The 23,773-nt window shown below is 59.5% G+C and carries 25 protein-coding genes, 1 tRNA gene and 3 pseudogenes; 15 read left to right on the top strand and 14 right to left on the bottom strand.

Annotation, left to right across the window (positions count from 1 at the left end; all coding sequences use genetic code 11):
* Positions 1–128 precede the first annotated feature (128 nt).
* Both KHP60_RS10005 and KHP60_RS10000 read right to left on the bottom strand, forming a co-directional pair.
* Complete coding sequence (locus KHP60_RS10005) at positions 129–731, bottom strand: DUF1134 domain-containing protein (protein WP_213563755.1); 603 nt, start codon at positions 729–731, stop codon at positions 129–131.
* A gap of 184 nt (positions 732–915) precedes the next feature.
* Positions 916–1,749: a 3'(2'),5'-bisphosphate nucleotidase CysQ gene (locus KHP60_RS10000; protein ID WP_213563754.1), complete on the bottom strand. Its 834-nt coding sequence runs from the start codon at positions 1,747–1,749 to the stop codon at positions 916–918.
* 171 nt (positions 1,750–1,920) lie between these two features.
* On the opposite strand from KHP60_RS10000, the gene chpT reads away from it, so the two are divergent.
* Positions 1,921–2,562: a histidine phosphotransferase ChpT gene (gene chpT, locus KHP60_RS09995; RefSeq protein WP_213563753.1), complete on the top strand. Its 642-nt coding sequence runs from the start codon at positions 1,921–1,923 to the stop codon at positions 2,560–2,562.
* Positions 2,563–2,572: 10 nt separating this feature from the next.
* Here the strand turns inward: chpT and KHP60_RS09990 are convergent, their stop codons facing one another.
* Positions 2,573–3,010, bottom strand: a complete 438-nt coding sequence (locus KHP60_RS09990; protein WP_213563752.1) for an EamA family transporter — start codon at positions 3,008–3,010, stop codon at positions 2,573–2,575.
* Between the two features lie 79 nt (positions 3,011–3,089).
* The gene (gene ctrA, locus KHP60_RS09985) at positions 3,090–3,791 is read right to left on the bottom strand and encodes a response regulator transcription factor CtrA (RefSeq protein WP_213563751.1); all 702 of its coding nucleotides are present in this window, start codon (positions 3,789–3,791) and stop codon (positions 3,090–3,092) included.
* 518 nt (positions 3,792–4,309) lie between these two features.
* On the opposite strand from ctrA, the gene KHP60_RS09980 reads away from it, so the two are divergent.
* Positions 4,310–4,699 (top strand): flagellar export protein FliJ, encoded by a 390-nt coding sequence (locus KHP60_RS09980; RefSeq protein WP_213563750.1) that lies wholly within the window; start codon positions 4,310–4,312, stop codon positions 4,697–4,699.
* Positions 4,700–4,752: 53 nt separating this feature from the next.
* On the opposite strand, the gene KHP60_RS09975 is transcribed toward KHP60_RS09980, so the two are convergent.
* Positions 4,753–5,376, bottom strand: coding sequence for an N-acetyltransferase (locus tag KHP60_RS09975; RefSeq protein ID WP_213563749.1), 624 nt, complete (start codon positions 5,374–5,376; stop codon positions 4,753–4,755).
* Between the two features lie 254 nt (positions 5,377–5,630).
* On the opposite strand from KHP60_RS09975, the gene KHP60_RS09970 reads away from it, so the two are divergent.
* Together KHP60_RS09970 and KHP60_RS09965 are read left to right on the top strand one after the other, a co-directional pair.
* On the top strand, positions 5,631–6,644 hold the full coding sequence (locus tag KHP60_RS09970; RefSeq protein WP_213563748.1) for a lysylphosphatidylglycerol synthase domain-containing protein: 1,014 nt from the start codon (positions 5,631–5,633) through the stop codon (positions 6,642–6,644).
* Positions 6,641–7,468, top strand: coding sequence for a class I SAM-dependent methyltransferase (locus tag KHP60_RS09965; protein WP_213563747.1), 828 nt, complete (start codon positions 6,641–6,643; stop codon positions 7,466–7,468). Before KHP60_RS09970 ends, KHP60_RS09965 begins: the two co-directional genes overlap by 4 nt.
* A 22-nt stretch (positions 7,469–7,490) precedes the next feature.
* On the opposite strand, the pseudogene KHP60_RS09960 reads toward KHP60_RS09965, so the two are convergent.
* Positions 7,491–7,694: pseudogene (locus KHP60_RS09960) on the bottom strand (helix-turn-helix domain-containing protein); the annotation flags it as partial.
* Positions 7,695–8,067: 373 nt separating this feature from the next.
* Positions 8,068–8,343: a DUF1153 domain-containing protein gene (locus tag KHP60_RS09955; RefSeq protein WP_009763782.1), complete on the bottom strand. Its 276-nt coding sequence runs from the start codon at positions 8,341–8,343 to the stop codon at positions 8,068–8,070.
* Between the two features lie 230 nt (positions 8,344–8,573).
* On the opposite strand from KHP60_RS09955, the gene mnmA reads away from it, so the two are divergent.
* The 5 genes from mnmA to KHP60_RS09930 all read left to right on the top strand — a co-directional run bounded on the left by mnmA (position 8,574) and on the right by KHP60_RS09930 (position 12,484).
* On the top strand, positions 8,574–9,728 hold the full coding sequence (gene mnmA, locus KHP60_RS09950; protein ID WP_213563746.1) for a tRNA 2-thiouridine(34) synthase MnmA: 1,155 nt from the start codon (positions 8,574–8,576) through the stop codon (positions 9,726–9,728).
* 22 nt (positions 9,729–9,750) lie between these two features.
* Positions 9,751–10,392, top strand: coding sequence for a class I SAM-dependent methyltransferase (locus KHP60_RS09945; RefSeq protein WP_213563745.1), 642 nt, complete (start codon positions 9,751–9,753; stop codon positions 10,390–10,392).
* A 158-nt stretch (positions 10,393–10,550) separates the two neighbouring features.
* Positions 10,551–10,757, top strand: a complete 207-nt coding sequence (locus KHP60_RS09940) for a hypothetical protein (protein ID WP_249688671.1) — start codon at positions 10,551–10,553, stop codon at positions 10,755–10,757.
* A 143-nt stretch (positions 10,758–10,900) separates the two neighbouring features.
* Positions 10,901–10,977 (top strand) — tRNA-Met (locus tag KHP60_RS09935).
* Between the two features lie 190 nt (positions 10,978–11,167).
* The gene (locus tag KHP60_RS09930) at positions 11,168–12,484 is read left to right on the top strand and encodes a site-specific integrase (protein ID WP_213563744.1); all 1,317 of its coding nucleotides are present in this window, start codon (positions 11,168–11,170) and stop codon (positions 12,482–12,484) included.
* 168 nt (positions 12,485–12,652) lie between these two features.
* Here KHP60_RS09930 and KHP60_RS09925 read toward each other — a convergent pair whose 3' ends face one another.
* Positions 12,653–12,895 (bottom strand): hypothetical protein, encoded by a 243-nt coding sequence (locus KHP60_RS09925; protein WP_213563743.1) that lies wholly within the window; start codon positions 12,893–12,895, stop codon positions 12,653–12,655.
* Positions 12,896–13,116: 221 nt separating this feature from the next.
* Here KHP60_RS09925 and tnpA point away from each other — a divergent pair, with 221 nt between their 5' ends.
* From tnpA to tnpC, 3 genes are all read left to right on the top strand, one after another.
* On the top strand, positions 13,117–13,602 hold the full coding sequence (tnpA, locus tag KHP60_RS09920) for an IS66-like element accessory protein TnpA (protein ID WP_213563742.1): 486 nt from the start codon (positions 13,117–13,119) through the stop codon (positions 13,600–13,602).
* Entirely contained in the window at positions 13,599–13,952 is a 354-nt protein-coding gene (gene tnpB, locus KHP60_RS09915) for an IS66 family insertion sequence element accessory protein TnpB (protein ID WP_213563741.1), read from the top strand. The genes tnpA and tnpB overlap by 4 nt, the downstream gene beginning before the upstream one ends.
* A 62-nt stretch (positions 13,953–14,014) precedes the next feature.
* The gene (gene tnpC, locus KHP60_RS09910; RefSeq protein ID WP_213563740.1) at positions 14,015–15,577 is read left to right on the top strand and encodes an IS66 family transposase; all 1,563 of its coding nucleotides are present in this window, start codon (positions 14,015–14,017) and stop codon (positions 15,575–15,577) included.
* Positions 15,578–15,625: 48 nt separating this feature from the next.
* Here tnpC and KHP60_RS09905 read toward each other — a convergent pair whose 3' ends face one another.
* Positions 15,626–16,342, bottom strand: a complete 717-nt coding sequence (locus KHP60_RS09905; RefSeq protein ID WP_213563739.1) for a hypothetical protein — start codon at positions 16,340–16,342, stop codon at positions 15,626–15,628.
* 13 nt (positions 16,343–16,355) lie between these two features.
* Positions 16,356–16,892 (bottom strand): ImmA/IrrE family metallo-endopeptidase, encoded by a 537-nt coding sequence (locus KHP60_RS09900; protein ID WP_311924815.1) that lies wholly within the window; start codon positions 16,890–16,892, stop codon positions 16,356–16,358.
* Positions 16,893–17,242: 350 nt separating this feature from the next.
* Here KHP60_RS09900 and KHP60_RS09895 point away from each other — a divergent pair, with 350 nt between their 5' ends.
* Both KHP60_RS09895 and KHP60_RS09890 read left to right on the top strand, forming a co-directional pair.
* Positions 17,243–18,016, top strand: a complete 774-nt coding sequence (locus KHP60_RS09895) for a hypothetical protein (RefSeq protein WP_213563737.1) — start codon at positions 17,243–17,245, stop codon at positions 18,014–18,016.
* A 308-nt stretch (positions 18,017–18,324) separates the two neighbouring features.
* Entirely contained in the window at positions 18,325–18,885 is a 561-nt protein-coding gene (locus KHP60_RS09890; RefSeq protein ID WP_213563736.1) for a recombinase family protein, read from the top strand.
* Between the two features lie 189 nt (positions 18,886–19,074).
* Here KHP60_RS09890 and KHP60_RS09885 read toward each other — a convergent pair whose 3' ends face one another.
* The gene (locus KHP60_RS09885; RefSeq protein WP_213563735.1) at positions 19,075–19,788 is read right to left on the bottom strand and encodes an ATP-binding protein; all 714 of its coding nucleotides are present in this window, start codon (positions 19,786–19,788) and stop codon (positions 19,075–19,077) included.
* Positions 19,789–19,799: 11 nt separating this feature from the next.
* Positions 19,800–20,654 (bottom strand): hypothetical protein, encoded by an 855-nt coding sequence (locus tag KHP60_RS09880; RefSeq protein WP_213563734.1) that lies wholly within the window; start codon positions 20,652–20,654, stop codon positions 19,800–19,802.
* 649 nt (positions 20,655–21,303) lie between these two features.
* Between KHP60_RS09880 and KHP60_RS09875 the strand changes: the two genes are divergently transcribed.
* On the top strand, positions 21,304–22,659 hold the full coding sequence (locus KHP60_RS09875) for a hypothetical protein (protein ID WP_213563733.1): 1,356 nt from the start codon (positions 21,304–21,306) through the stop codon (positions 22,657–22,659).
* Between the two features lie 98 nt (positions 22,660–22,757).
* Here KHP60_RS09875 and KHP60_RS09870 read toward each other — a convergent pair.
* Together KHP60_RS09870 and KHP60_RS25825 are read right to left on the bottom strand one after the other, a co-directional pair.
* Positions 22,758–23,389: pseudogene (locus KHP60_RS09870) on the bottom strand (IS630 family transposase); the annotation flags it as partial.
* 150 nt (positions 23,390–23,539) lie between these two features.
* A pseudogene (locus KHP60_RS25825) lies at positions 23,540–23,773 on the bottom strand (winged helix-turn-helix domain-containing protein); the annotation flags it as partial.

The following is a 23,773-nucleotide window of genomic DNA, read 5'->3' as shown; positions in this document are numbered from 1 at the left end:
TAACGCTCAAGCACCTTGCCTTGTGCCTGCGCAGCTTTCCAGAGCCATGCTGCTCCAGACCGCCCGTTGTAGCGCATTCGGCGACGGTTTCCACTGGCGTCCCGGACCCATCGCTTGCACGGTGGGTCTTAGAAGGGGTTCCAAGTCGGTTCCGCGGTGAATTTCAGGTAGCCGATATTGACGCCGAGGCGCGCACCGACGCCGGCACGGATCGGCACCACGATCATCTCGTCTGCCGCAACGGCCGTCACGCCGAAGCCGCCGATGAAATAGGCCGAGCCGTCGACGCCCACGAAGCGCTTATAGAGAGCGTCCGTAAAGGGCATGTTGTAGACCAGCATCATGGTGCGGGCGCCGTCACCGCCCACATCGAAGCCCAATGACGGCCCCTGCCAGAAGATGCGCCGGTCGCCGGCGTTGCGGGTGAAGAGCTTGCCCTCGCCGTAGCGCAGTCCGCCGAAGAAGGCCCCGGAGGCTTCCTGACCCAGGATGTAGCCGTTCGGCTCGCCCCAGCGCCGGGTGGCTTCCTGCAGGGCGAGGGCGAGGCCGCGGGACGCGGAGCCGAAGAACTGGTGCCCCGATTCGACCAGTTCGTTGGAATTGAACGATTCGGGACTTCCGGGATTGCTCGCATAGGCGCGTTGGACGGTTTGGGCGGATGCCTGCAGGGGCAGGGCTCCGACGAGAGCGGCAAAGGCTGCTGCCGCAAGGATCTTGGATCGGGAGCGCATGGGCTATCTCCTCGCATGAGACAGGGGACAATCCGGCCTATTCGGACCGGAAGGCTGCTATCGAGGTTCGAACCTTAAGATCATCAACCCTAACAATCTCTGTACGGAATGCCTTTTGAGAACGCGGGATTCATCATCAGAGCCGAAAACGCCCGGGAAGGGCTCCATCGCAGGCGATCCGGACCTAGGCTGCCGAGGCCGAGACCGGCAGGTCGAGGCGGTGTGCCAGGGTGGTGTCGCCGATGGCCGCGAACGGGCCATTCCGATAGCCCCTGTTCTCGTGGCCGTAGGTCAGAGGATTGCCGCCAGGCCCGACGACGCTGCCGCCGGCGCAGGTGAGAATGTGGTCACCCGCCGCCGTGTCCCATTCCATCGTCGGACCGCAGCGCACGTAGACGTCGGCCTCGCCGGAGGCGATGAGGCAGAATTTCAGGGCCGACGAGGTCATGCGCCGTGTGCCGATCGACAGAACGGACAGGCAGGCTTCCGTGGCAATGTCGCCATGACGGCGGCTCACCAAAGCCACGAGGTCCTTTTCGGGGGCTGGACGGACCTTTGCCTCGCGCCAGTCGAACCCCGTTTCAGGCCCGCCGGGGAGGGGGCTTTTCCAGGCGGTTTCACCCGCCATCCAGATCGACCCCATGGCCGGAGCGGCGACGACGGCCGCCATGGGCCGGTTCCCGCGGATTAGGGCGATGTTGACGCTGTATTCGCCGGTTCCATGGATGAAATCTCCCGTGCCGTCGAGAGGATCGACCAGGAAGAAGTAATCGTCCGTCTGCGTGGAACTGGAGGTTTCCTCCGCCACGATCGGCACTCCGGACCAAGCCTCGTTGAGATATCTGATGATCAGCTCTTCGGCAGCGAGGTCGGCTACCGTGGTGGGAGTTCCGTCGTCCTTGATGCGCTTGTCGAGAAAAGCGCTTTCCATGCCGCGCAGGACGCGACCCGCCTCCCAGGCGATGTGAGCAAGCTTCTGGGCGATCTCGTCGGGATTTTGATCTTCGAAGCGCATCATGGCTTTGTGCCCGTTCCCTTGAGACCTGTCGATCTCTTTTTGCCTGCTTCCCAAAGAACTCGTAGCCGGGTATCCGGTTCACGTTCTCTTTCCTGTTTGGCTGTATGGGTACGCGTCGAAATCTCGATTTCATGAACATATAGCTGACATTATGTTGCCTCCGGAGCCCTCATGGCCACGATCTCGCTCGATTCGCTCGACCTCGCCGCTCTCCTCTGCTCGCGCGTCTGCCACGACGTGATTTCGCCGGTGGGCGCGATCGTCAACGGGCTGGAAGTTCTGGAAGACGACAGCGATGCCTCCATGCGCGACTTTGCGCTCGACCTGATTCAGAAGAGCGCCAAGCAGGCTTCGGCCCGCCTGCAGTTCGCCCGCCTTGCCTTCGGCGCAGCCGGATCGGCCGGAGCCTCCATCGATCTCGGCGATGCCGAGCAGGTGGCCCGCGGGCTCTTCCTGGACGACAAGATCTCCTTCTCCTGGTCGTCGCCCCGGCTCCTGTTCCCGAAGAACCGGGTGAAGCTGCTCCTCAATCTGGTGATGATTGCCGCCACGGCCATTCCCCGCGGCGGCTCGATCGTCGTGACTGTGACGGGAGATGCGGAGAACTGCGCCTTCACCATCGTGTCGAAAGGGCTGAATGCCCGCGTTCCTGCGCATTCCGAGGCGCTTCTGGCCGGGAATTCGGAGACCGGCACGGTCGATGCCCATGGCATCCAGATCTATTACGCCGGCATGGTGGCGCGCGCCTCGAACATGAGCGTTGGCTTCAGCATCGAGGGCGACGAAGTGACGATCAAGGCCGCCGTGGCTTAAGACGGCGCCTTCAGGCCTTATAGGCGACGAGCACTGCGCCCGTGGCGATCAGGGCGATGCCGATCCAGTTCGGCATCGCCAGTTTTTCTCCGAGAAAGAGCACGCCGAACAATGCGACGAGCACGACGCTGAGCTTGTCGAGCGGTGCGACGCGTGCAGCCTCGCCGAGCTTCAATGCCCGAAAGTAGCAGAGCCAGGATGCTCCCGTGGCGAGCCCGGAGAGGGCAAGGAAGAGATAGGTCCTGCCGGAGACGGATGACGGCGGCTGCCACTGGCCCGTGCCGATCAGGATCCCTCCGAGCACGAATAGGATCACGATCGTTCGGATGAAGGTGGCGAAGTCCGAGTTGATCTGCTCGATGCCGACCTTGGCGAAGATGGCTGTCAAAGCCGCGAAGGTGGCCGAAAGCAGGGCCCAGAATTGCCACGACAAAAGAACGGATTTCATGAGGGCCTCCATACCGGCACCAACAAAAAAGCCCGGGTCTGAACCGGGCTTTTTTTGAGTTTGCAGTCGATCGCGAAGCTTAGATCGCGATTCGCTCCTCGGCCTCGTTCGGCTCGCGCAGCACGTAGCCGCGGCCCCAAACGGTTTCGATGTAGTTGCGACCCTGCGATGCGTTGGCGAGCTTCTTGCGCAGCTTGCAGATGAAGACGTCGATGATCTTCAGCTCGGGCTCGTCCATGCCACCGTAGAGGTGGTTGAGGAACATCTCCTTCGTGAGGGTCGTGCCCTTGCGCAGGGAGAGGAGTTCCAGCATCTGGTACTCCTTGCCGGTCAGGTGAACGCGGGCGCCGGCCACCTCGACCGTCTTGGTGTCGAGGTTCACGATCAGATCGCCGGTGGTGATCACCGACTGGGCGTGGCCCTTCGAGCGGCGGACGATCGCATGAATGCGGGCCACCATCTCGTCCTTGTGGAACGGCTTGGTGAGATAGTCGTCGGCGCCGAAGCCGAGGCCCTTCACCTTGTCTTCGATGCCAGCCATGCCGGAGAGGATCAGGATCGGCGTCTTCACCTTCGCGACACGGAGCGTCCGCAGAACCTCGTAGCCCGACATGTCGGGCAGGTTCAGGTCGAGAAGGATGATGTCGTAATCGTAGAGTTTGCCGAGGTCGATGCCCTCTTCTCCGAGATCCGTCGTATAAATGTTGAAGTTCTCGGACTTCAGCATCAGTTCGATGCTTTGCGCAGTCGCGCTGTCGTCTTCAATCAGAAGTACGCGCATGTTCAATCCCCAGCCCTTGCCCTTGAGCCTGTGAGCAGCGGGACGCTGCCCATCCGCCGCCGGGCCTGCGACGGATGCTCTTTTGAACTGATTCGAAACGCTAATTCAGAATGGTTAACAAACCCTGATTCCGGGATGCAAGCGCTTAACGACCTTGGCAGGCAGATCATCTGCCGAAGACGATTGTCCTGTGGATTCTGGGTAACCATAGGGAACCGCCTCACATCATCCCAAATTCTTGTAACCTAAGCGTTTCAGGTGAGTCCGGGAGCAGATCCGAAGCAGCCGCGCCCGTGACCGAGCCAGTGTTAACGAAATCGGTAAACGAAAGGTTTACGAGACCTCGGGACGGCAGCCATGAGGCAAAGCCCACCCCGGGGAAGCGAGGGGATAGGAAATTTTTTGTCGCAGCCGGTAAGGAAAGCTCAACTTTCGTCGGCGATGGTGACGCATGTCTGGCGGATAACTGAGCGATCCGTGAGATGCAGTGAAACAGCGACGTGTGGAGTTGAATCAAGATGAAGTCGCGGGATACGCTCATCCGCCTCAAGCGCTTTCAAGTCGACGAGAAACGTCGCCGCGTGGCGCAGATCGAGATGATGATCTCTGAGTTCGACCGCATGGCGGCTGACCTGGATCGGGAAATCGCGGCGGAGGAGCAGAAGGCCGGCATCGCCGACCCGAACCACTTTGCCTATCCAACCTATGCGCGCGCCGCAGCCCAGCGGCGGGACAACCTTCGCCACTCGGCCCAGAACCTGCACATCCAGCTCGACGATGCGAAGGCCGAGCTTGGCGAGGCCTTTGAGGAATTGAAAAAGGCCGAGAGCCTGGAAGACCGCGAGCGGACCCTGGATGCGGCGATCAGCCAGGCCGGACAGGGCCGCGCGGTTCGCGCATCCGCCTGATTGTTCGAACGCACGAAGCTTTATGAGGACGCGTCCGGCCGACGCGTCCTTTTTCATGCCCGGGCTGCCAGCACCGGAACATGAGGGGCGGCATCCTGCGGGAGAAATCCGCGGAGACGGGGATCGTCGGCCACCTCGATGGAACGTCGATAGGGCGTGAAACCCGAGCGCAGATAGAAGGCGAGGGCGCCTGGGGAGTCGAGCGTGCAGGTATGGACGAAGAAGCGCTCGATCGGCCTGGCGAAGGCGCGGCCGATGGCTTCGTTCATCAGGAAGCGCCCGGCGCCTTGGCCAATGAATCCGGGAACGAGCCCGAGAAAAGCCAGCTCGACCTCTCCCTCGGACCGGAAGTCGAGTTCGAGCAGGCCGACATCGGCGGTGCCGTCCTGCAGGGCATAGGCTTCGACCTCCGGGTCGTCCAGGATGGCCGCGAGTGTGTCATCGGGCATCACCGCCCGGCTGAACCAGAGCCATGGCTCGCCGATCGTCCTGAACAGCGCCCGGTAGCGCCGATGATCCTGGTCGATACGCCGAAGGCTCCAGCTGTCCGGCTTTCGGAAAGGCGACAGGGCAGGGCGCTCGTGCATCTCCAGATAGGTGACGATCGCTGCGATCTTGCCCGGCGGCAGGTCCGTGTAGCCATCGAGGTTGAGAGCCGCTGCAGGTTCCGTCGTCATGTGCCATGCCCTCTGGAAATGGTGAGGAATAGGAAGATCGCCGTTTGATAAGGTCATTGCTTCCCGACGTCACGCTTCTTCGGACGGCGCTTCGAATGGGCTGGCCGCTCCTCCACGAAAACTTCCCGGCATTTATCTCCTTTGACCGATGCCGGCCTTGGACCTTATGACATGCCGCAGCAAGGCATAATCCCCTTGCAGAACAAAGGGATTATGGGCACAGAAGGGACCAGCGAGGGAGTTCTGCCGGCTCTATGAAGAATGTGCGTGAGTTCATTTGGCCCGTGATCGGGCTGCTGGCAGTCGTCGTGTCGTGCTGGCTTCTTTATCGTGAATTGCGTGGCATGTCCCTCGACGATGTCTGGGACAGCCTGACCGCCGTTCCGGCTCACCGCTATGCCTTCGCGGCGCTCTCCACCCTCGTCGCCTATGCCGCCTTGGCCTGGTACGACCGGATCGCCCTGCTGCACTTGGGCGTGCGCCATATTTCATGGCTGTTCGTGTCGATTACCTCGTTCACGACCTATGCCCTGTCCCACAATATCGGTGCCTCGGTCTTCTCCGGCGCGGTCGTGCGGTATCGGGCCTACACCTCGAAAGGCCTGGGGGCGCCCCAGATCGCGGTGCTGGTGGCCTTGTGCTCGTTCACCTTCGGGCTCGGCACCATCCTGCTCGGCGGGGTCGTGCTGGTGGCCGATCCGACCCTGCTGCACCGGCTCGAAGAGCTTCTGCCCTCGATGCTCACCAACCCTGCGACGGCCCGCATCGTCGGTTTCCTGCTGCTCGGCTTCGTCGCGCTCTATGTGGTCGGTTCCATTCTGCACCTCCCGCCGCTCATCGTCCGCAAGGCAAAACTGGAATATCCCCGTCCCGCCGTGATGGTGCGCCAGCTGATCGCTGCGCCGCTCGAGCTCTTGGGAGCGGCCGGCATCATTTATTTCGTGCTCCCGGCCCATCTCGAGCCCAGCTTCATCATCGTGCTCGCCGTCTTTCTGGCCTCCTTCTCGGCCGCCCTGGTCAGTCATGCCCCCGGAGGGCTCGGGGTGTTCGAGCTCGTCTTCCTGACGGCGATGCCCGATATCCCGAAGGCCGATGTACTGGCGGCTCTCATCATCTTCCGTCTCTTCTACCTCCTGATCCCCTTTGGGCTCTCGCTCGTGGTCGTGCTGATGTTCGAGCGTGCGCGGCTCGCGCAGGCCTGGCGGGGCCGGGTTGCGGCGGCCGACGGCTCCGTGCCGCCGCCGCCCCTGTCCTCATCCGATCAATGACATTCTTCTGGCGACGGCTGAGCTTCGGCCTCTCGACGCTGCTTGGGGTGAAACGGCTCGGCTTCTTCATCCCCTACCGCTATGCCCACAGTGTCGAGGCTCAGGATTACCCGGCGCTGCGCCCCGTGTTCGAGGCGGCAAGGCCTCGTTTTTCCAATGTTCTGGAGGCGATCGAGAGCCACGCGGACGATCTGCGCTCGATCCTGCAGGGCAGGGGGTCAGCGCGCTTCGATCAAAGCTGGTTCCCGCGCCTCGATGCGGCGGCGGCTTACGCCATCGTTCGCCGGGAGAAGCCGCGGCGGATCGTGGAGATCGGCTCCGGCCATTCGACCCGCTTCATGGCACAGGCGGTCCAGGACGGGGGGCTTTCCACCCGCGTCATCTGCATCGATCCCGCCCCAAGGGCCACTCTGCGGAAGCTCAACGTCGAGCACCAGCAGGTGCTGCTGCGGGAAGCGGACCCGGCCGTGTTCGAGAATCTCGGAGCCGGGGACATCCTCTTCATCGATTCCAGCCACATCGCCATGCCCGGAACCGATGTGGACCGCCTCTTCCTCGATGTGCTGCCGCGTCTAGCCAGCGGAACCCTGCTCCACGTCCATGACATCATGCTGCCCTATCGCTATCCCGAGCCCTGGGATTGGCGGGGGTATAACGAGCAGTTGCTGGTTGGCGCCCTTGTGCAGGGAGACGGATACGAGCTCATCTTCGCGAGCCACTCCGTCGTGAGGGACGGCGGCTCTGCTCTCGCGCGGGGAATCCTGTCCGAACTGCCTCTGATCTCCGGTGCGCACGAGACCAGCCTGTGGCTGCGGAAGCGCTAGCGCGAGCCGTCCGGTCGAGCTCTCAGGCGGCGACCGCAGGCTTCTGGCCCGGCTCCGGCACGGCGATGCCGGCTTCCACATACTCGTTCAGCTTGTTGCGCAGGGTGCGGATCGAGATGCCGAGGATCCGGGCGGCGTGCGTCCTGTTGCCGAAGCAGTAGGTCAGGGTATCGAGGATGAGATGGCGCTCCACATCGGCGATGGTCCGCCCCACCAAGATACGCCTCAATGCATCGATGGTCTGCTCTGCTTCAGCGGGAGCCGCCGAACCTGCATTTGCCCGGGATGGGCCTTGCTGTTCCAACGAATTCTGGATGCCAAGCACGATGTGAGCCTGCCTTAAGGGAACTGATTCAGGAGTTTATGCTCATCTTATGGTTAGGAAGGTCTTAACGGCCGAGCTTCTAGAGCATCGGACCCAAAGTGAAAGGCGCTTTTTGAGACCTGATCGACCCCCCGCTTGAGAAATGTACCGCCCGGTGCGGGAAACCGGATCCGCTTTTGGCTGATGCGGCCCTTTGGGTCCGCACGATGCGCGAACCAATGAAAAAGGCGCTGGTCGGGTAACCGGCGCCGTTCCCAGAGATCTGTTGCGGTGCTTACTGGCGGTATTGCTGAATGCGCGTGGTGCGCAGGCCGGCCAGGCCATGCTGGTCGATGGACATCTGCCAGCTCAGGAATTCCTCGGTGGTCAGCGTGTAACGCTGGCAGGCCTCCTCGAGGCTGAGCAGACCACCGCGGACGGCGGCGACAACCTCGGCTTTGCGGCGAATAACCCAGCGGCGGGTGCTGGATGGTGGAAGGTCGGCAATCGTCAGGGGACTGCCGTCGGGCCCAATGACATACTTGACCCTTGGGCGGTGGGGTTCGGTCATGATACGCTCACACAAAAATTCAACGACCTTTGACAGGCTCGAACCTACGCGACGGGACTTAATGTTTTCCTAAGCCCATCAGGCAGTTACGAGAATGCCTAAGCTTAGCCATAAACGTTAACGTTGGCTTATTGCCGCGCACTTTCCCTTTAAGAATTGTGGCGTAATCGCTATAGAAGGGCTTTGGCCCCTCCCGTGCGCCGCCTTGAACGGCGCCTCTGGAAGGAAACATGCTCAATTCACTTGACCTTCCCACCGATCCCTCGAAGACCCGCGTCGTGGTTGCGATGTCGGGTGGCGTGGACTCGTCCGTCGTCGCAGCCCTGCTCAAGCGCGAGGGTTACGACGTCCTCGGCATCACGCTCCAGCTCTACGACCATGGCGCTGCGGCGCACCGGAAGGGCGCCTGCTGCGCCGGCCAGGACATTTACGATGCCCGCCGGGTGGCGGAGGCCATCGGCATCCCCCATTATGTGCTCGACTACGAGGCGCGGTTCCGCGAAGCCGTGATCGAACGCTTCACCCAGAGCTATCTGGCGGGCGAGACGCCGATCCCCTGCGTCGAGTGCAACCGGTCCATCAAGTTCCGCGATCTCCTGGAGACCGCCAGGGAGCTCGGGGCCGACGTGCTCGCCACGGGTCATTACGTGGCAAGCCGTGCCCTGCCGGATGGGCGCCGGGCCCTCCACCGCGCAGCCGACCCGGACCGGGATCAGAGCTACTTCCTCTATGCCACCACTCCTGAGCAGCTGGATCTCCTCCGCTTCCCCTTGGGCGAGCTGCCCAAGGAGAAGACTCGCGAACTCGCACGCGAATTCGGGCTCACCGTGGCGGAGAAGGCCGACAGCCAGGACATCTGCTTCGTCACGCAAGGGCGCTACAGCGACGTGATCGAGCGGCTGAAGCCCGGTGCCGTGCAGGGTGGGGAGATCGTCCATGTGGACGGCCGCGTGCTCGGCCGCCATGAGGGCATCATCCATTACACGGTGGGGCAGCGGAAGGGGCTCGGGCTCTCCGTGGGCGAGCCGCTCTATGTCGTGCGCCTCGAGGCCAAGGAGGCCCGTGTCGTGGTCGGCCCCCGGGAGGCCCTGGCCACCCGCCTGATCCGCGTGACCGATGTGAACTGGCTCGGCGATGTGCCGCTCGAAACCTTGAGCGAAAAGGGAATGGAGGTCGCCGTCCGCGTTCGCTCCACCCGTGAGCCGCGCCCGGCCCTTTTAAGATCCACAGGAACCCACACTACGGTCGAGCTGTTATCGGCCGAAGACGGGGTGTCTCCCGGTCAAGCTTGTGTCATCTATGAGAGCGATGCTCCCCGGGCACGTGTGCTTGGCGGGGGCACCATTGCTCGCACAATAGCCGAAGCCGCCCCCGCCGCGGCCTGAGGCGCCGACCGAAGGAACCTTTATGACGGATGGAGCCACCACCGTCCTGATGCGCAAGGCCTATGCGCGTTGGGCTCCGATCTACGACCTCGTCTACGACAAGCTGACCGAACCTGCCGCCCGTGCGGCCGTGGACGCCGCCGTCGCCTGCGGCCCCAAGGTGCTGGAGGCGGGCGTCGGCACGGGGCTGTCCCTCGGCTATTACCCCAGGCATGCCGAGGTTTACGGGGTCGACCTCTCCGAGGACATGCTGCGCCGGGCTCAGGACAAGGTCGAGAAGAGGGGGCTCAGCCACGTGAAAAGCCTGCAGGTGATGGATGTCACCCGCCTCGGCTTCCCAGATGAGAGCTTCGATGCGGTCACGGCCCAGTTCATCATCACCCTCGTGCCCGAGCCCGAGACGGCCCTCAACGAGTTCATGCGCGTGCTGAAGCCGGGCGGCGAGATCGTTCTCGCTAATCATTGGGGTCAGCCCTCCGGCCCGATCGCAGCCCTCGAGGAATTGGCTTCGCCTGTCGCCAAGGCCATCGGCTGGAGCTCGGCCTTCAAGGCGGCCCGGGTCGAGGACTGGGCGCGCGGAACCGGTCGCATGGAGGTCGTGGAACTCCGATCCCTGTTTCCGGTCGGGTTCTTCAAACTGATGAGGATCAGGAAACAGACCTGACGACGTATCTCAGGTGGATCGGGAGCCCATCCCTCTGGCTGAGCCGCGAAGGCGATCGACGGGTTCCCTTCACCCAAGGTGACTTTCGGAGCGTAAGCCCTATTTTCGTAGGGGCTGTCATCTGCCCATAAGCGAAAGCCATTCCCATGCGTCTCTTCATGTTCACCTCCCAAGCCAAAGACGATCTGCACGCCTTCGCCGGTGATGAATCGGGCAGCAAGCTTCCAGGCAAATATGCTCCCTGGGGGCTCACTGGCACCCTGGGTTCCCGCGAGGCGCCGCCGCATAAATTCTCCCGTAAGGCCATCGAACAAGCGATTTCGAGCGAGGGATTTCAGCTCTGGCGCATGAAGCCCAAGGGCTGACCGGCCTTCGGCTGGATCTGTCAGATCGTTTCAGAAGGTGTGATTCCACAAATCCGCAGCTTAGCCACGCGTCTTTCTTGACACCGAGGGGCAACCTTCCCTATATCGCGCATGCCTGACGCGGGGCCCGCCCCGCTTCCCGGGGCGGAGTAGCTCAGTTGGTCAGAGCAGAGGAATCATAATCCTTGTGTCGGGGGTTCAAATCCCTCCTCCGCTACCACTAAGCCCTTGAGATATAAGGGCTTTATTCTTAGGTTTGAGGAACTAAGGACTGGCTATACCGTTAGCTCAGTCCTAGCTCACCCGCCAAAAAGCCCAATCCTTACAAGGCCCTTGGTTCTGCTGCGCTAGGCTCCTAGCGCACTTCTAGCGCACTGCGTTGAAGCAAAGTAACCAAGTAGGTTGCCAGCATGGGCTCCTCTCCCTCTAAAGAACGCTATCAACTGTTCCAGCGCACCGGCAGCGCCAAATGGCAGATGCGCTTCAGCATCAAGGGCCAGGGGCAGATCAAGCGTTCATTGGAAACCAGCGACCGAATCGAAGCTGAGCGCAAAGCCGAGGAGATCTGGTTCGAGGCGAACTATCGAGCTCGCCAGGGCCTCACCGCCAAGGCTCGAACCTTCGAGCAAGTGGCCGAGGACTTTATCGCGCACATCCAGCGCGAGGTGGAGAGAGGGGAGCGTCGTGCAGACCAGGGTAAGTCAGAGCCTGCAATCATACGCCGTTACTTCATCAGCTATTTTGGTCAGCGTCCCATCGACGGCATCACAGACCCGGACCTGGAACGCTACGCGGAGTGGCGACGAACCTACTGGACCGAAGGACCGGGCAAGGACATCGCCTATATTCATTATGAACGTGGGGGCAGGCGGCTTCGCCGGCCCGTCAAGCGGGCAGCACCCACTCTGAGCCGTCAGCGCGGCGAGGCCGTGCTCCTGCGTGCTCTGTTCCGGCAGGCCATGAAGTGGGGGTACATCAAGGCCCCACCGACGATCTCGCTCCGGGTCAAGCGAGCCCCAGACAACCGGCGCCCCAGCTTTGAGCCCCATGAATTCGAGAAGCTAGTCGAGACCAGTCTTAGCCGATTGGGCGATCCGATCATGCTCGACCAGTCTCGCCGCGTCCGGTCCAAGGATCAGCGCATCTGGACCATCAAGAAGCTGGATGAGCATACCCGCCGGGATCGCACCATCCTGCACGCTTACATCATGATTGCTGCCTTCTCAGGCTTCCGGCCTACCGAGATGCGCAACCTCAACTGGGGTGACGTACTGGGCTATCGGGAGGGGAGGGGCAAACCACTCGCGGAGCGAGATCTACGGCTTAGGGCCCGTGGCAAAGGCAAGAGCGGGATCGCCATCCCACAGCTCGGAGCTCTCCCGTGGTTCGACACGCTCTGGATGTTGTTTGAGCATGGTGTTGGACGTGAGCCCAACGACGGTGATCCTGTTTTTGCTAACGAGCGAGGCGAACGGATCGGCTCAGTCGCAAAAGGCTTCACTGAGCTGCTGAGGACGAGTGGGCTTGAGCGTGATCATCGCGGCGTCAAGCGGACGGCGTACTCACTGAGGCACTTCTACATTAGCCAACAACTGGCTCACGGCGCTGAAGTGATCGACGTGGCTCGCAATACGCGCACCTCGATTCTTATGATCGATAAGCATTACGGCCAAGTTCGCCTTGAGCGGGTTGTTGATCGCCTGAGGCCGGACTGGACGCGCGGCTGATGAGGTGTGATTGCTGATGCATTCGGCTATGTGTTACTTCGATGTAATGCACATATCAGCGTGGCACCGGCGCTCAGCAATTTGGGTAGCTGAGACACCCGAAATATGGGGTGCACTGCCTGACACCAGAGGTGCTCCCGTCTTGGTAAGAATTGAGGTGCGCCGGTTCTATTGGTCGCGAAATTTTTCAGCTACTTGCGAAAAATAGCTCTCGATTATCTTCATCGAGTCAGGATCTGCTATTCCTTGGCTTGCATGGCTCGACTCTTCCTCAACTGTGGTGCGCTGTTCCGTTTCTACAGCGCTGCCGTGCCACTCGGACTCAAGGAACTCTACATAACTTGCTGGCATACCTTCCGCGGGAGACTGAGGGTCCAGTAAGACCGGCTTCTCGATTCCTTCATCGTCCATGAACGCCAACAAAAAGCGCTTGAGGGGACCTGGTTTAACGCTTCCGTCGTTTACGAGGTCGCGCTCCCGATCCCGGACCTCCCTCCGTGAGGGGCTTCTTTCCGTGTAGATTGAGACGAGTGGGTATTCCCGTAAGCGTGGCGTCATGGCCGCCTACCGAAGCGGCGATCAGGATGAGATAAGTGTCCACGAAGATTGAAGCGGACACTTAGGCGGCATGCATGTCAGAGATGGAGCCTCGTCGTCGACGCAGTTGGACCACGGAGGAGAAGTGGCGGCTTGTCGAGGAGGCCAGGCTCCCGGGAACCGCTGTCGCGGAGGTGGCCCGTCGGCGCGGCGTCAACAACAATCAGCTTTTCGGTTGGATCCGGGCTGCGGAAGCGGGCAAACTGGGGCCCCGTCCGGCTTCTCTGGTGCTTCTCCCGGAGGCTTCATCGCACAATGAGTTCATTCCGATCGGGGTCTTCGGGACGTGCGACGATGAAGGGCCCGCGATCACGATGCCGGCTCTTCGCCCGCTGGACACCACTCCGGCGGAGAGTTTGCCACAGCCGAGAGCCGAGCGGTCGACCAGAACGCCGATGCTGGAGGAGCGGCCTGGCGTGATTGAGATCGACCTGCCAAACGGTGCGCGTGTTCGGGTTGACGCCTTTGTCAACGAGCGGGCGCTGCGGCGGGTTCTTTCGGCCCTCGGTGTGAAGTCGTGATCCAGATCGCTGCGGGAACGAAGGTGTATCTGGCCTGCCAGCCGGTCGACATGCGCCGTGGGTTCGACGGTCTGTCCGCGGAGGTCGTCAACAGGATGAACGCCGATCCCTATTCCGGCCATCTGTTCCTCTTCCGCGGGAAACGAGGCGACTATTTGAAAGCTCTCTACTGGGATGGAACCGGGCTGTGCCTTTTTGCCAAGCGATTGGAACAGGGCAAGTTCGTCTGGCCGTCGCTCGTCGATGGCGTCCTGCAAATGTCGGCGGCACAACTGGCTCTTCTCGTCGAAGGGATGGATTGGCGGCGCACGCTGATGCCCGAGCGTCCGCCAAAGCCGACGATGGCCTGATAACATACTGTTTTTACATATAAAAACGTAGCTGCATCGGGCCGTTTGTGCTAGAGAAACATATGCCTCTTGCTGCTCCCGATGTGCTGGCCGAACTGGAGGCGTTGCGCGCTTTGACCGCGCAGTTGCAGGCGGAGCTTTATGCCAAGAACCTCTATATCGAGAAGCTGAAGGCGCAGCTCGCGAGCCTGAAGCGCGCCCGCTTCGGCCGCTCCTCGGAGAAACTCGACCATCTCATCGAGCAACTGGAACTGGCGATTGCCGATCTGGAGGAGAGCGAGGCCCACACCAACATCGAGCGGACGGCAGCGCGGCCCATTGCATCCTCACCATCGGCTGTTGCGACGGCAAAGTCGTCTCTGGGCCGCAAGCCCTTACCGGCCCATCTGCCGTGTGAGACGATCGTGCACGAGCCGGACTGCACCTGCCCGAATTGCGGCGGAAGCGTCTTCAGCACGATCGGCACGGATGAACGTGAGGTGCTGGAATACGTGCCCTCGCACTTCAAACGGGTCGTCCACCTTCGCCCGAAGTTGAGCTGCCGCACCTGCGAGACGATCGTTCAGGCGCCGATGCCATCGCTGCCGATCGAACGTGGGCGACCCGGTCCCAACCTCCTGGCTCATGTCCTGGTCTCCAAGTATTGCGATCATCTTCCCCTGCATCGCCAGAGTGACATCTATGCGCGCGAAGGCGTCGATCTTGATCGCTCAACGCTAGCCGGCTGGGTCGGGGCAATGGCGGCGCTGCTTCAGATCTTGAGCGACAGGATCGGAACCCATGCCCGTGCCGGCGAAATGGTGCATGCTGACGATACCCCCATTCCGGTCCTCGACCCTGGACGCGGCCAGACCAAGACCGGCAGGCTGTGGACGGTTGTGCGCGATGAACGTTCCTGGGGATCGGCCGTGCCGCCCGCGGCGTTCTATGCCTATTCTCCGGATCGCAAAGGGGAGCGTGCCCAGCACCTGTTGTCGCCATGCCGTGGCTTCCTGCATGCCGATGCCTATGCCGGCTTCGACAAGCTCTATGTTGGCCATCCACTCACCGGCGATACGCGCCTGATCCAGGTGGCCTGTTGGGCCCACGCACGCCGCGATCTGTACAACGAGTTCCTGCGCAATCGCTCGCCTTCGGCGGAACGGGCCTTGGACCTCATCTCCGACCTGTTTGCGGTCGAAACCGGGATCAACGGCTTGGATCCAGAAACGCGGCTCGCTGCGCGTCTGGCCAGGTCGGTCCCTCTTCTGGAGATCCTGAAGAGCCATCTCGACACGACGCTTGCGCGCATCAGCGGCAAAAGCGAACTCGCCAAGGCGATCCGCTATATGACATCCCGCTGGAAGGCGCTGACGGTTTACGCCACTGACGGGCGGCTTGAGATGAGCAACAATGCCGCTGAGCGGGCCATCAGACCTTTGGCCCTGGGCCGGAAGAACTATCTCTTCAGCGGTTCCGATGCCAGTGGCGATCGCGCAGCGGTCATCTACACCATTGTCGAAACCTGCAAAATGAACGGCATCAACCCGCAAGCCTATCTTGCTGACGTCATCGAGCGCATCGCTGATCACCCGGCCAACAGGGTCGATGAACTCCTTCCATGGAACTGGACACCACGGTCTTAGTGTCCACTTGGCCATTAGTGGACACGATCCGGTCCCAGCCCGCGGCCATCACGCCCCGCTTACGTATTCCCTCCCGTTCAATACACCTTTCATTGTCTCGCGCCCATGATAGTGGAAATGGAAGGGGCTTTGGCTCTCGCCGCACGCACTTACCAGCAAGAGCGCAAGTTGAGCCGAAAGTACAAAGCGGTCGGGTGCTGCATGCCTGGCGACCCGGAAGCCTGCGTCGATTTCGGTTCCTAAGAACTCGAACTGTGCTGGGGCACTATCTGCTTCTTCCTCGAAGCTTTCGTCACGTAGGTCAGAGGCTTCGTCAACTGAACTTCCAGATCGACGGATGGTGATATTTGGTACAGGAAAAGCCGCTACCCAGCCGGCGCCCTTTACATCGAGATAGCCGCCGTCGCGTTCCAGAATTAAACCATAATCTTGTAGCGCATGTACAAATGCGGCAATGGTTTTGACAAGGTCATTCGATGTGCGCAGGCGGAGGCAAAACACGATTTCATCGCCGATCGTTTTCCAGACTTGAGGGGAAGGAGCTGAAGCATCCGCTCCTTCCCACACCTTAGAAACCTGGGCTCTGAAAATTTCTGGGAAGTCAGTAAAAAATTTTTGGATGTTCCCAACCCAGGTGGGACGGTTGGGGTATTCGGACTCAGGATTGGAGTCTGGCTCCTTGCCTGGGCCGGATTTGTATGCGGTTGACCCTACAAGATCGACAGAAAGAAAGAGGCGGAGCCGATACCCAGGCGCAACTGACACTGACAGTCCTGCCCTACATAAGCTGCAGCGAGCGTGCTCTTACTTCCGCGGCTTGAGTACTGACACGGAAGAAACTTGCAACATGCTTCAGATCGCCTCGTAGCCGAAACTCGCGTTCAAAAGCCTTGGCAGGCATCAAGAATGCGGCAGCGAACCAGTTCGCTTCCCACTCCGCTCGGCGTTGCTCCTCGTCCGTATCGTTCACCCACCGAGTGGCAACCATCGTTTGGTCTGGGTGAATTGCTTTGAACTTAGGGAAGTGAAGAAAAAGATGGCCCAACTCGTGTGCAATAGTAAAGCGGTCCCGCTTCGCCGATGTGATAGATGAAAGATATATTACAAATTTTCCATCTGGCTCGACTCTAATAGCCTCAGACCCTTTCTCCCCAAGCGAGGGAGAGCGAAACTCAGTTCTTCCGCCAAGCTTAGCGACCAGCGGTTCAATTGGATCTCCGGGCTGAAATTTGAAGATTTCTATCGCTTTAACAGCGAAGTCCTCAACATCAGTCTTTGAGATATTCGCCGGTATCAAGTTTGAAACCTGCACCACACGCACTCCCACGCCGACTCAATAAGCTATCACCCTTTGCAACTGTCTACAAGAACAAATCATGAACTTAACAGGATCTTGCGATGTCAAGGCGTAGGCAGAAACTTTTATCTAGAATGCCTAGCGACACCCAACCGAGTGTCTTAGAAAGCCTCAAACATTACAGAGGGAGACTCCATGGATCAGTCGGAAAAGTGGATCGCACGAAATGCTCGTATTGCCCGATTCGCTCAAAGTGTCTCCATAAAATCTGAAAGTAAATCAAACACGGCGATGCGGCGTCATCCCAGCAATGCATGGTAGCTGCCATCGGGCGCTAAAGCGTGGTGATGTTTAGAATAGGGGGAACTATGGACTACGAACTGCAAGAGCGTGAAGAACCGCGTTTCGAGATTTTCATCGAGAATACGGCCCCAGTGCCAGCTCCCCAGATTGCAACACTTCTTACAACCCTCAACGCGGCCTTCCGTCAATTTAGCAGACGAGTGGGAAGGCGAGACGTTACACTTGCCGTCGCGAGCGTTGAGCAAGGCAGCATCCGAATATTTCTCGACGCTATAGAAGGGGCACAGAAGGTCTGGGAAGCGCGCGAATTGCTGACCCCTTTTGCAACCCATCTCATCGAAGCAACTCAGATCCTCCTTGGCCTCCGTAGTGGGCGTGTGAGCGCAACTGATAAGAAGGCCATCGAAGCTATCTCGCAGCCGGTCGCATCTGGCTCGGCAACTCAGGTCAATTTGGTCAACAATGGGACCATTCATCTGCACGTCGATGAAAGGATGGCGGACGCCCTGCTGCGGGTTCTCCGTCCGCCCGTCCAAGAGCGCGTCGACGATTTCATAGAGCGGGAGCAACCGGCTAAGGCACCAATGCTCTCCCAGCAGGAGGTCCACGCACTCGAAACGGATGGACTGGAGGGCGCTGCTGTGTCGGTAGATGGTGACTGGTACGCTAGGCTGCATGGAGGGCACGGTGTCTTAGTGCCGATTAAGGCCGACTCTAATGTCACGGCGAGCCTCCAACACCGGGCCCTTTATCGCTTGCGTGGAGCGGTTCTTCAGGGACCTTTGGGTGAGACTGTCGGTATCTACGTGACCGAGGCTCAGCAGATCGGTGGCCCATGACCGGAGTTGCAAACTATTCTCCACTGGGCTCCCGCTGTAGACGCTACAGCCATTAGCTTCGAGAGGTGCAGCGCGCTTCCGCTAGGATACAGGTTCATCTCGGAATGATGGCCGAAGATCAGGTCGAAAAAACGAGGTCACCAGCTAACGCTGATAGTCAGCCGCGCTACTAGCAAATTAGCTCGTTGCAAAAGTATTAAGTTTTGCAACAGTGCGCAAAATCCAGCCGTAGCTTAGCTTTCTCCAGTTGCGAAAGTCTGTTGTGAAAGTATTCTGTTTTGCAGCAACTTTTGCAAAAGGAGGATGCGTTGCTTATTGGCTATGCCCGCGTGTCTACGGATGGTCAGGATCTTACAACACAGCGCGATGCTCTTTTGCAAGCTGGATGCCAACGCATATACGAGGAGAAAGTGTCGGGCGCAGTCTCTGGAAGAGTCGAGCTGGCACGATTGCTCGATCACCTCCGGCCGGGCGATGTTGTCGTTGTAATGCGGCTCGACCGCCTTGCGCGATCGACACGTAACCTCCTGGATATTGCGGAACAGCTGCAGCTGACAAAAGCTGGCCTGAGGAGCATCAGTGAACCCTGGGCCGACACCACGTCACCGGCGGGGCGCATGATCCTAACCATTTTTGCAGGCATAGCTGAGTTCGAGAGAGATCTGATCAAAGCGCGGACGGCCGATGGGCGCGCAAGGGCTCGCAGTCTCGGAACTCGCTTTGGTCGTCCGCCAAAGCTCACACTGGAAAAGCTGACCTTAGCTGGCCGCCTGATCAGCGAGGGTACGCCGGCTCGGCAGGTGGCGTCCCTTTTGGGCGTGCACCCAGTGACCCTCTATCGGCGGCTTCCCACAAGCGCCTCCTCATAGTGCACATCTCCATGGCAAAATGAATGTCGAGGTTGGCTTTGAACTACAACCTGTTTCGGGTTGTTCTCCGAGCACCTCCTATGAAACTCATACCTATCTAGGAGGAGGCTGCAGGGAGCGGTGCTAAAGCTGCTCGACGCGGCACGCGCCGAGCAGCTGACGGTATATTTTCGGTGATCAAGGGTCGAGTTATGATACTCCCCCTGGAAGGACAGTCAGCTTTGGGCGATGCGGAGGTGGGCTGTCACATTGAAAGGCATATCTTTCCAGCTCCATGTAAAGACTACGCATGCTTCCTTCAGACCTTGTGACCATACTCACCGCCTGAACCTGCGATAGAGGCGGCAGCTGAAACCGGTGGACTGCGTCTGCAAGCCACGTCAGCATTGCCTCGTCGCTGAAGAAGTTCATATGAACTCGTACGAAGCGGTTCCTAATCGCGGGGTCAACCCGATCAAAATGATTGGTGGCCGCAAATACTTGAACTCCTCGCCTTTGCTGAAGTTCATCGAGTATTGTCTTCACGCGTGTGGTAAGTCTTGGCTCGATTGCATCGACCTCATCGATGATCAACCAGCGGCGCCCGAACTGATTAAGGCTCAGCAGAGCGGACCGCTCCTCCACATACTTTAAGGCGTCTACTCCATAGCCGGTGCGCTGGTCCATAACGATCACGTCACCGGTGCGCTCCGCCTCTTTGAAGTCCGTGATCGAGGCACCCAGGGAGTTGATGGCCTCAACGGCCATCAACTCCATGAGCGTGGTTTTGCCAGTGCCTGGCGGCCCATACAGGAGTACGCTCGGAGGCTTATTTGAATGAATCGCCATTCTCACGGTTTCACGGTCATGATCGTTATGAAGCAGCATATGACTTATCGAGGTCGGACGATTGATCTGGAGCATATCCTTCTCCCTTATGCCGCCTCATCTGCCGACACATCGGCGGTGTGTCGCTGTGCACTTGGAGCCCCGTGGAGAGCCTGCCAATCTGGTTGCGCTGCAGCGCTCTTACTGAGGGAAGTCAGGCGATTTGCGACAGCGTCCTTACTCAAGGGCTCAACTGTTACTGTGACGACCGGTCCCTTTTGCCGTACCGCGACGAAATATACGTCCTCGTGGATGTATTCCTTAGGAACTTTGAGGGGCCAGTCATCGGTTGTGAAGCCCTTCGCGAAGGCTGTCCGCTTGACTGCCTCCCAGTCTATAGGCTCCGGCCCCCCTCCATCTTTGTTCGAGCGAGTGTCCGGTCGCTTCCTTGGGGTGCTGTAGGCCTTGTGAGCTCCTTCAATCCCACCACCCTGATCCTCGTCATCGCGGATGTGAGGTCCATTGCGCAGCCAATCTAGAAACTGTTCTGGCGTCTTGCCTTGATTGTGCGCAGCTAAGCAGATGGTGCTGAACTTGCTGAGTGTTGCCGCATCTCGGTTCGGACAGATCAGCTTCGATGCTGGAATGGCGACGTTTCTGATGGCAGGCTTGCCATATGGAAGGTCAGTCTGCACTCCCTCGGGCTTAGCCTTAACGTACTTTGTGTATTTCTTCTCCTGGAATAACTTGGCGCGGATATTCTCTGACTGCTTATATAGCCAGCAGCAGGCCTCATAAAGCTTCGCAAGCAACTCCTGCGTCAACGGTAGGCCCTCGCGTTCCTCCTCGCGATGGACAGCTTCTGCCTTCAAGCTCTGCTCGTTGAGTGCTTTGCCATCCTCTACGAGCTTATCAAATTCCGATTGAGTCTCGCTTGGCACAACTACTTGGGCTTTTGCCATGACTATCTCTCCACGGGTTGTGGGGAGATGAGCCGCCGATGTACGGAGGTGTGTCATACGTATGACACGCGCGGCTCACCACCCCTTGTTAAGGGTTAATGAGCCGCCCTGTGGTGGGACGGAGACCTCACTGCTTCAGCAATGGGTGGCGTCGTCGGATCTGAAACAACAGGCTTTCGGGGTGCGCCTGTCATCCTCCCCTCTCGGGGATACGCCTGCATCGCGTGTGCTCTAAGGGTAGGGAACCATCCCTGGGCGCACGGGGCCTAGGGGATGATTGCCTCCCCACTGACTTGCATTACTGCCATTGGAGCGGCACGGTAAACTGCTTTCTTCACCCCGAAGAGCTGCTATCTTCAGCTCCAACCACGAGGCGGAAATTAGCTCAAAAATAATGGGCTAGCAAACCTGAAATTGCTCAACCATCAATTATCAAATAGCCGGGGTGCAGAAGGGCAGATAGTAGTATCGCTGAAATCGACCTGAGTTCTCTAGGAGGAAAAAGTTTCGGCCGAAACTTTTTCGGCTTCTCTCGAAGCCAGCAATGTTGGTCGGCGCGATCTCAAGTGAGATTAACTCTCCGAGGACGAGCCCAAATTTCCGAGTTCCGCCTGCTTAGTAAATAGCAGGTAACAACGAGGAAATTAGAATGACCTGTCCAAAATTGAAGAAATTAAGATATGCGCTTGTGCATACCGCGTCTTATGCTGAGAAAAAGAAGCTCAAATATCTGAATCCGGGAATGGAGGCTCAGAGACAGCGAGTTATGGCTGCGATTGGCCGGACCCATCGTCTGTACGGTAGGATGAGTGAGTGTGGCAGCGTCGATGACTGGGACAACATAAAATACTGCGGCGTCCCTCTATGCCCTCGCTGCTTTATGGATCGTCGAAGAAGGGAAACAGCGCGTGCGGCGAAGAAGACGTTCGCGGGTATTCAGAATGAAGGGTTGGTGTTCCTGACGCTTCTCGCGCCGGTTCGGGTGGACATCAACAAGGTTGAGGAAATCCAACGGGAGATCCGAAACAGGCTCCGGAACATCATCGCCTATCGTCGCCGTCACGATGCGCGTTGGAATGACGTTCAGCTCACCGGCTGGTGGGAAATGGAACGCATCACGTGGTCCGATTTTGACAAGCTGGGTCCACATAAGCGGAGCGCTCTTGAGAAACTGGATTGGCCTTTGGGCGTCCTCCGTGGGGACGCGACCGTTTGGTGTCCGCATCTGCATGCCATCGTGGCGCTCGGCAATGTCACCCGCGAGGAATTTGCTGATGCGCTGCGCAGTAAGGGCTTTGACAAGCCCTTTCAGGTGGACGTTCGGCGGTTTAACAGCAAGCGTGCGGTTGGGCTGAATATTCAAAGTGTGGTTCGGTACTCGCTGAAGTTCCGCATTGAACAGGATCTGCCGGGAACCGATGAGTTCTCTTGGGATGGTGAAGAAGATCACGCAACGAGTCGTCACTGGTGGAGTGACAAAGACATCAGAACCTATGTGGAATGGCTCATGAGGGGAAGGGGAAATGGCTTTGAGAGGCTTCGTGTCTTCATAGGTCAGAAGAAGACAACTCTATCAGATTCCACTGTCAGTGGTTCTGATCATGTGAGTGTTCTTCTTTGTGACAGTGTTCATGATATTTCTATACAAGATACTAACTGGCTCAGTGCTGAGGCGCAGCCCGATTGCGACGATAGCGAAGAGATCAACTGTGATGCCCCGCGTTCCTTCCCCTTTGTTTGCAGCCATGTCCAAGGCGATCATGTGAATGAAGGCGATGGATGCACTCGGACAGAGGATCAATCATTGATCCCAGAAGGCCAAAATAAAACCGTACGATTCCAGCTACTTAGAAAGCCTCAATTTGCAGAGCAGTGTCAATGTGCGTTCGAGACACTTTCTGCGGATATGCCATGTGTACCATCACGGTCAACAACGTCCGTCATCCCTGCAACGGCATGTTCAATGAGAAGAGGTAACACCCGACCTCATCAGCCTCCCGGCTAAATAGCTATGCAACTAGCGCCGAAGGAGGCTTTCCATGAAAATAACAACAATCCACGACGTATATTGGATTTTATTGATCTGGCTTGGGAGAACTTGAACTACGCGGCATAGCGGAATGGCTGATGCCCGAAGTAGCTTCGGATCCTCTCGGGCAGCTTTGTCAGCCGGCGCATATGGCTGATGACGGTTCGTTTGAGTTCGTGCTTGCTGCGGGCGGGCGGCTTGCGGGTCACGGCTTGCTTCAGGTCCGCATTCAGTCCCTCGTCCGGGTTCAGCTCGGGGCTGTAGGAGGGCAAGGAGAACACCTCGATCTGCTCCTGGCGCTCGGCTAACCAGTGCCGCACTGCGCGGGCTCGATGAACGGGCAGGTTATCCCAGATCAGGAACACCTTGCCGCGTGCATCCTGGATGAGCCGCCTGAGAAAGCGGATCAGGCTCGGGGCCTTGATGGCGCCATCGAGCACCATCCAGCGCAGCTCGCCCTTGTTGGTCACAGCCGAGATCAGGCCCAGCCCTGCGCGCTTGTGAGAGGGGCGCACCACAGGCGTCCGGCCGCGTGGGGCGAAGCTGCGGCCGCGCACATCGTCGGAGCGCAGGCCGGTCTCGTCACCCCAGAAGATCGTGCCCCTCTCCATTCTGGCTTGCGCCACAAGGGCCGGATAGTCGTGCCGCAGCCAGCGCCGCACCGCCTTCGGTGACTGCTCATAGGCCCGTCGGAGCGGCTTCTGGGCCGTGAAGCCCCNGAGCGCAGGCCGGTCTCGTCACCCCAGAAGATCGTGCCCCTCTCCATTCTGGCTTGCGCCACAAGGGCCGGATAGTCGTGCCGCAGCCAGCGCCGCACCGCCTTCGGTGACTGCTCATAGGCCCGTCGGAGCGGCTTCTGGGCCGTGAAGCCCCAGCGCGCTAGATACGTACCGATGGTGCGCACCGCCAGCCGGACCCCACAGGACTGCTCGATCAGCTCCCGCACTGCTGCCCGGCTCCACAGGGCAAAGGGCAGACTGAGTTCGTCGGGCGTGTGCTGGCCCATCAGAGCGCGGACCTGCGCTTCCTGCTCGGGCGCGAGAAACCGTCCTGTACCGGCGGCCGGGCCGCGCGGTTGGCTCGCCAATCC

The sequence above is a fragment of the Microvirga sp. 3-52 genome (genome assembly GCF_018383585.1).
Classification (GTDB): Bacteria; Pseudomonadota; Alphaproteobacteria; order Rhizobiales; family Beijerinckiaceae; genus Microvirga.
The sequence above is the reverse complement of the archived record's forward strand: the minus strand, read 5'-3'. Positions and strand labels throughout refer to the sequence as shown.

Bases quoted from the DNA above. Each gene is read 5' to 3' on its own strand.
- KHP60_RS09980 (WP_213563750.1), top strand. From the start codon at position 4,310: ATGAAGTCGCGGGATACGCTCATCCGCCTCAAGCGCTTTCAAGTCGAC.
- KHP60_RS09930 (WP_213563744.1), top strand. From the start codon at position 11,168: ATGGGCTCCTCTCCCTCTAAAGAACGCTATCAACTGTTCCAGCGCACC.
- KHP60_RS10005 (WP_213563755.1), bottom strand. From the start codon at position 731: ATGCGCTCCCGATCCAAGATCCTTGCGGCAGCAGCCTTTGCCGCTCTC.
- KHP60_RS09940 (WP_249688671.1), top strand. From the start codon at position 10,551: ATGTTCACCTCCCAAGCCAAAGACGATCTGCACGCCTTCGCCGGTGAT.
- mnmA (WP_213563746.1), top strand. From the start codon at position 8,574: ATGCTCAATTCACTTGACCTTCCCACCGATCCCTCGAAGACCCGCGTC.
- KHP60_RS09955 (WP_009763782.1), bottom strand. From the start codon at position 8,343: ATGACCGAACCCCACCGCCCAAGGGTCAAGTATGTCATTGGGCCCGAC.
- KHP60_RS09965 (WP_213563747.1), top strand. From the start codon at position 6,641: ATGACATTCTTCTGGCGACGGCTGAGCTTCGGCCTCTCGACGCTGCTT.
- KHP60_RS09875 (WP_213563733.1), top strand. From the start codon at position 21,304: ATGACCTGTCCAAAATTGAAGAAATTAAGATATGCGCTTGTGCATACC.
- KHP60_RS09970 (WP_213563748.1), top strand. From the start codon at position 5,631: ATGAAGAATGTGCGTGAGTTCATTTGGCCCGTGATCGGGCTGCTGGCA.
- KHP60_RS09990 (WP_213563752.1), bottom strand. From the start codon at position 3,010: ATGAAATCCGTTCTTTTGTCGTGGCAATTCTGGGCCCTGCTTTCGGCC.
- KHP60_RS10000 (WP_213563754.1), bottom strand. From the start codon at position 1,749: ATGATGCGCTTCGAAGATCAAAATCCCGACGAGATCGCCCAGAAGCTT.
- KHP60_RS09880 (WP_213563734.1), bottom strand. From the start codon at position 20,654: ATGGCAAAAGCCCAAGTAGTTGTGCCAAGCGAGACTCAATCGGAATTT.
- KHP60_RS09885 (WP_213563735.1), bottom strand. From the start codon at position 19,788: ATGCTCCAGATCAATCGTCCGACCTCGATAAGTCATATGCTGCTTCAT.
- tnpA (WP_213563742.1), top strand. From the start codon at position 13,117: ATGTCAGAGATGGAGCCTCGTCGTCGACGCAGTTGGACCACGGAGGAG.
- tnpC (WP_213563740.1), top strand. From the start codon at position 14,015: ATGCCTCTTGCTGCTCCCGATGTGCTGGCCGAACTGGAGGCGTTGCGC.
- KHP60_RS09925 (WP_213563743.1), bottom strand. From the start codon at position 12,895: ATGGACGATGAAGGAATCGAGAAGCCGGTCTTACTGGACCCTCAGTCT.
- KHP60_RS09945 (WP_213563745.1), top strand. From the start codon at position 9,751: ATGACGGATGGAGCCACCACCGTCCTGATGCGCAAGGCCTATGCGCGT.
- ctrA (WP_213563751.1), bottom strand. From the start codon at position 3,791: ATGCGCGTACTTCTGATTGAAGACGACAGCGCGACTGCGCAAAGCATC.
- KHP60_RS09975 (WP_213563749.1), bottom strand. From the start codon at position 5,376: ATGACGACGGAACCTGCAGCGGCTCTCAACCTCGATGGCTACACGGAC.
- KHP60_RS09895 (WP_213563737.1), top strand. From the start codon at position 17,243: ATGGACTACGAACTGCAAGAGCGTGAAGAACCGCGTTTCGAGATTTTC.
- chpT (WP_213563753.1), top strand. From the start codon at position 1,921: ATGGCCACGATCTCGCTCGATTCGCTCGACCTCGCCGCTCTCCTCTGC.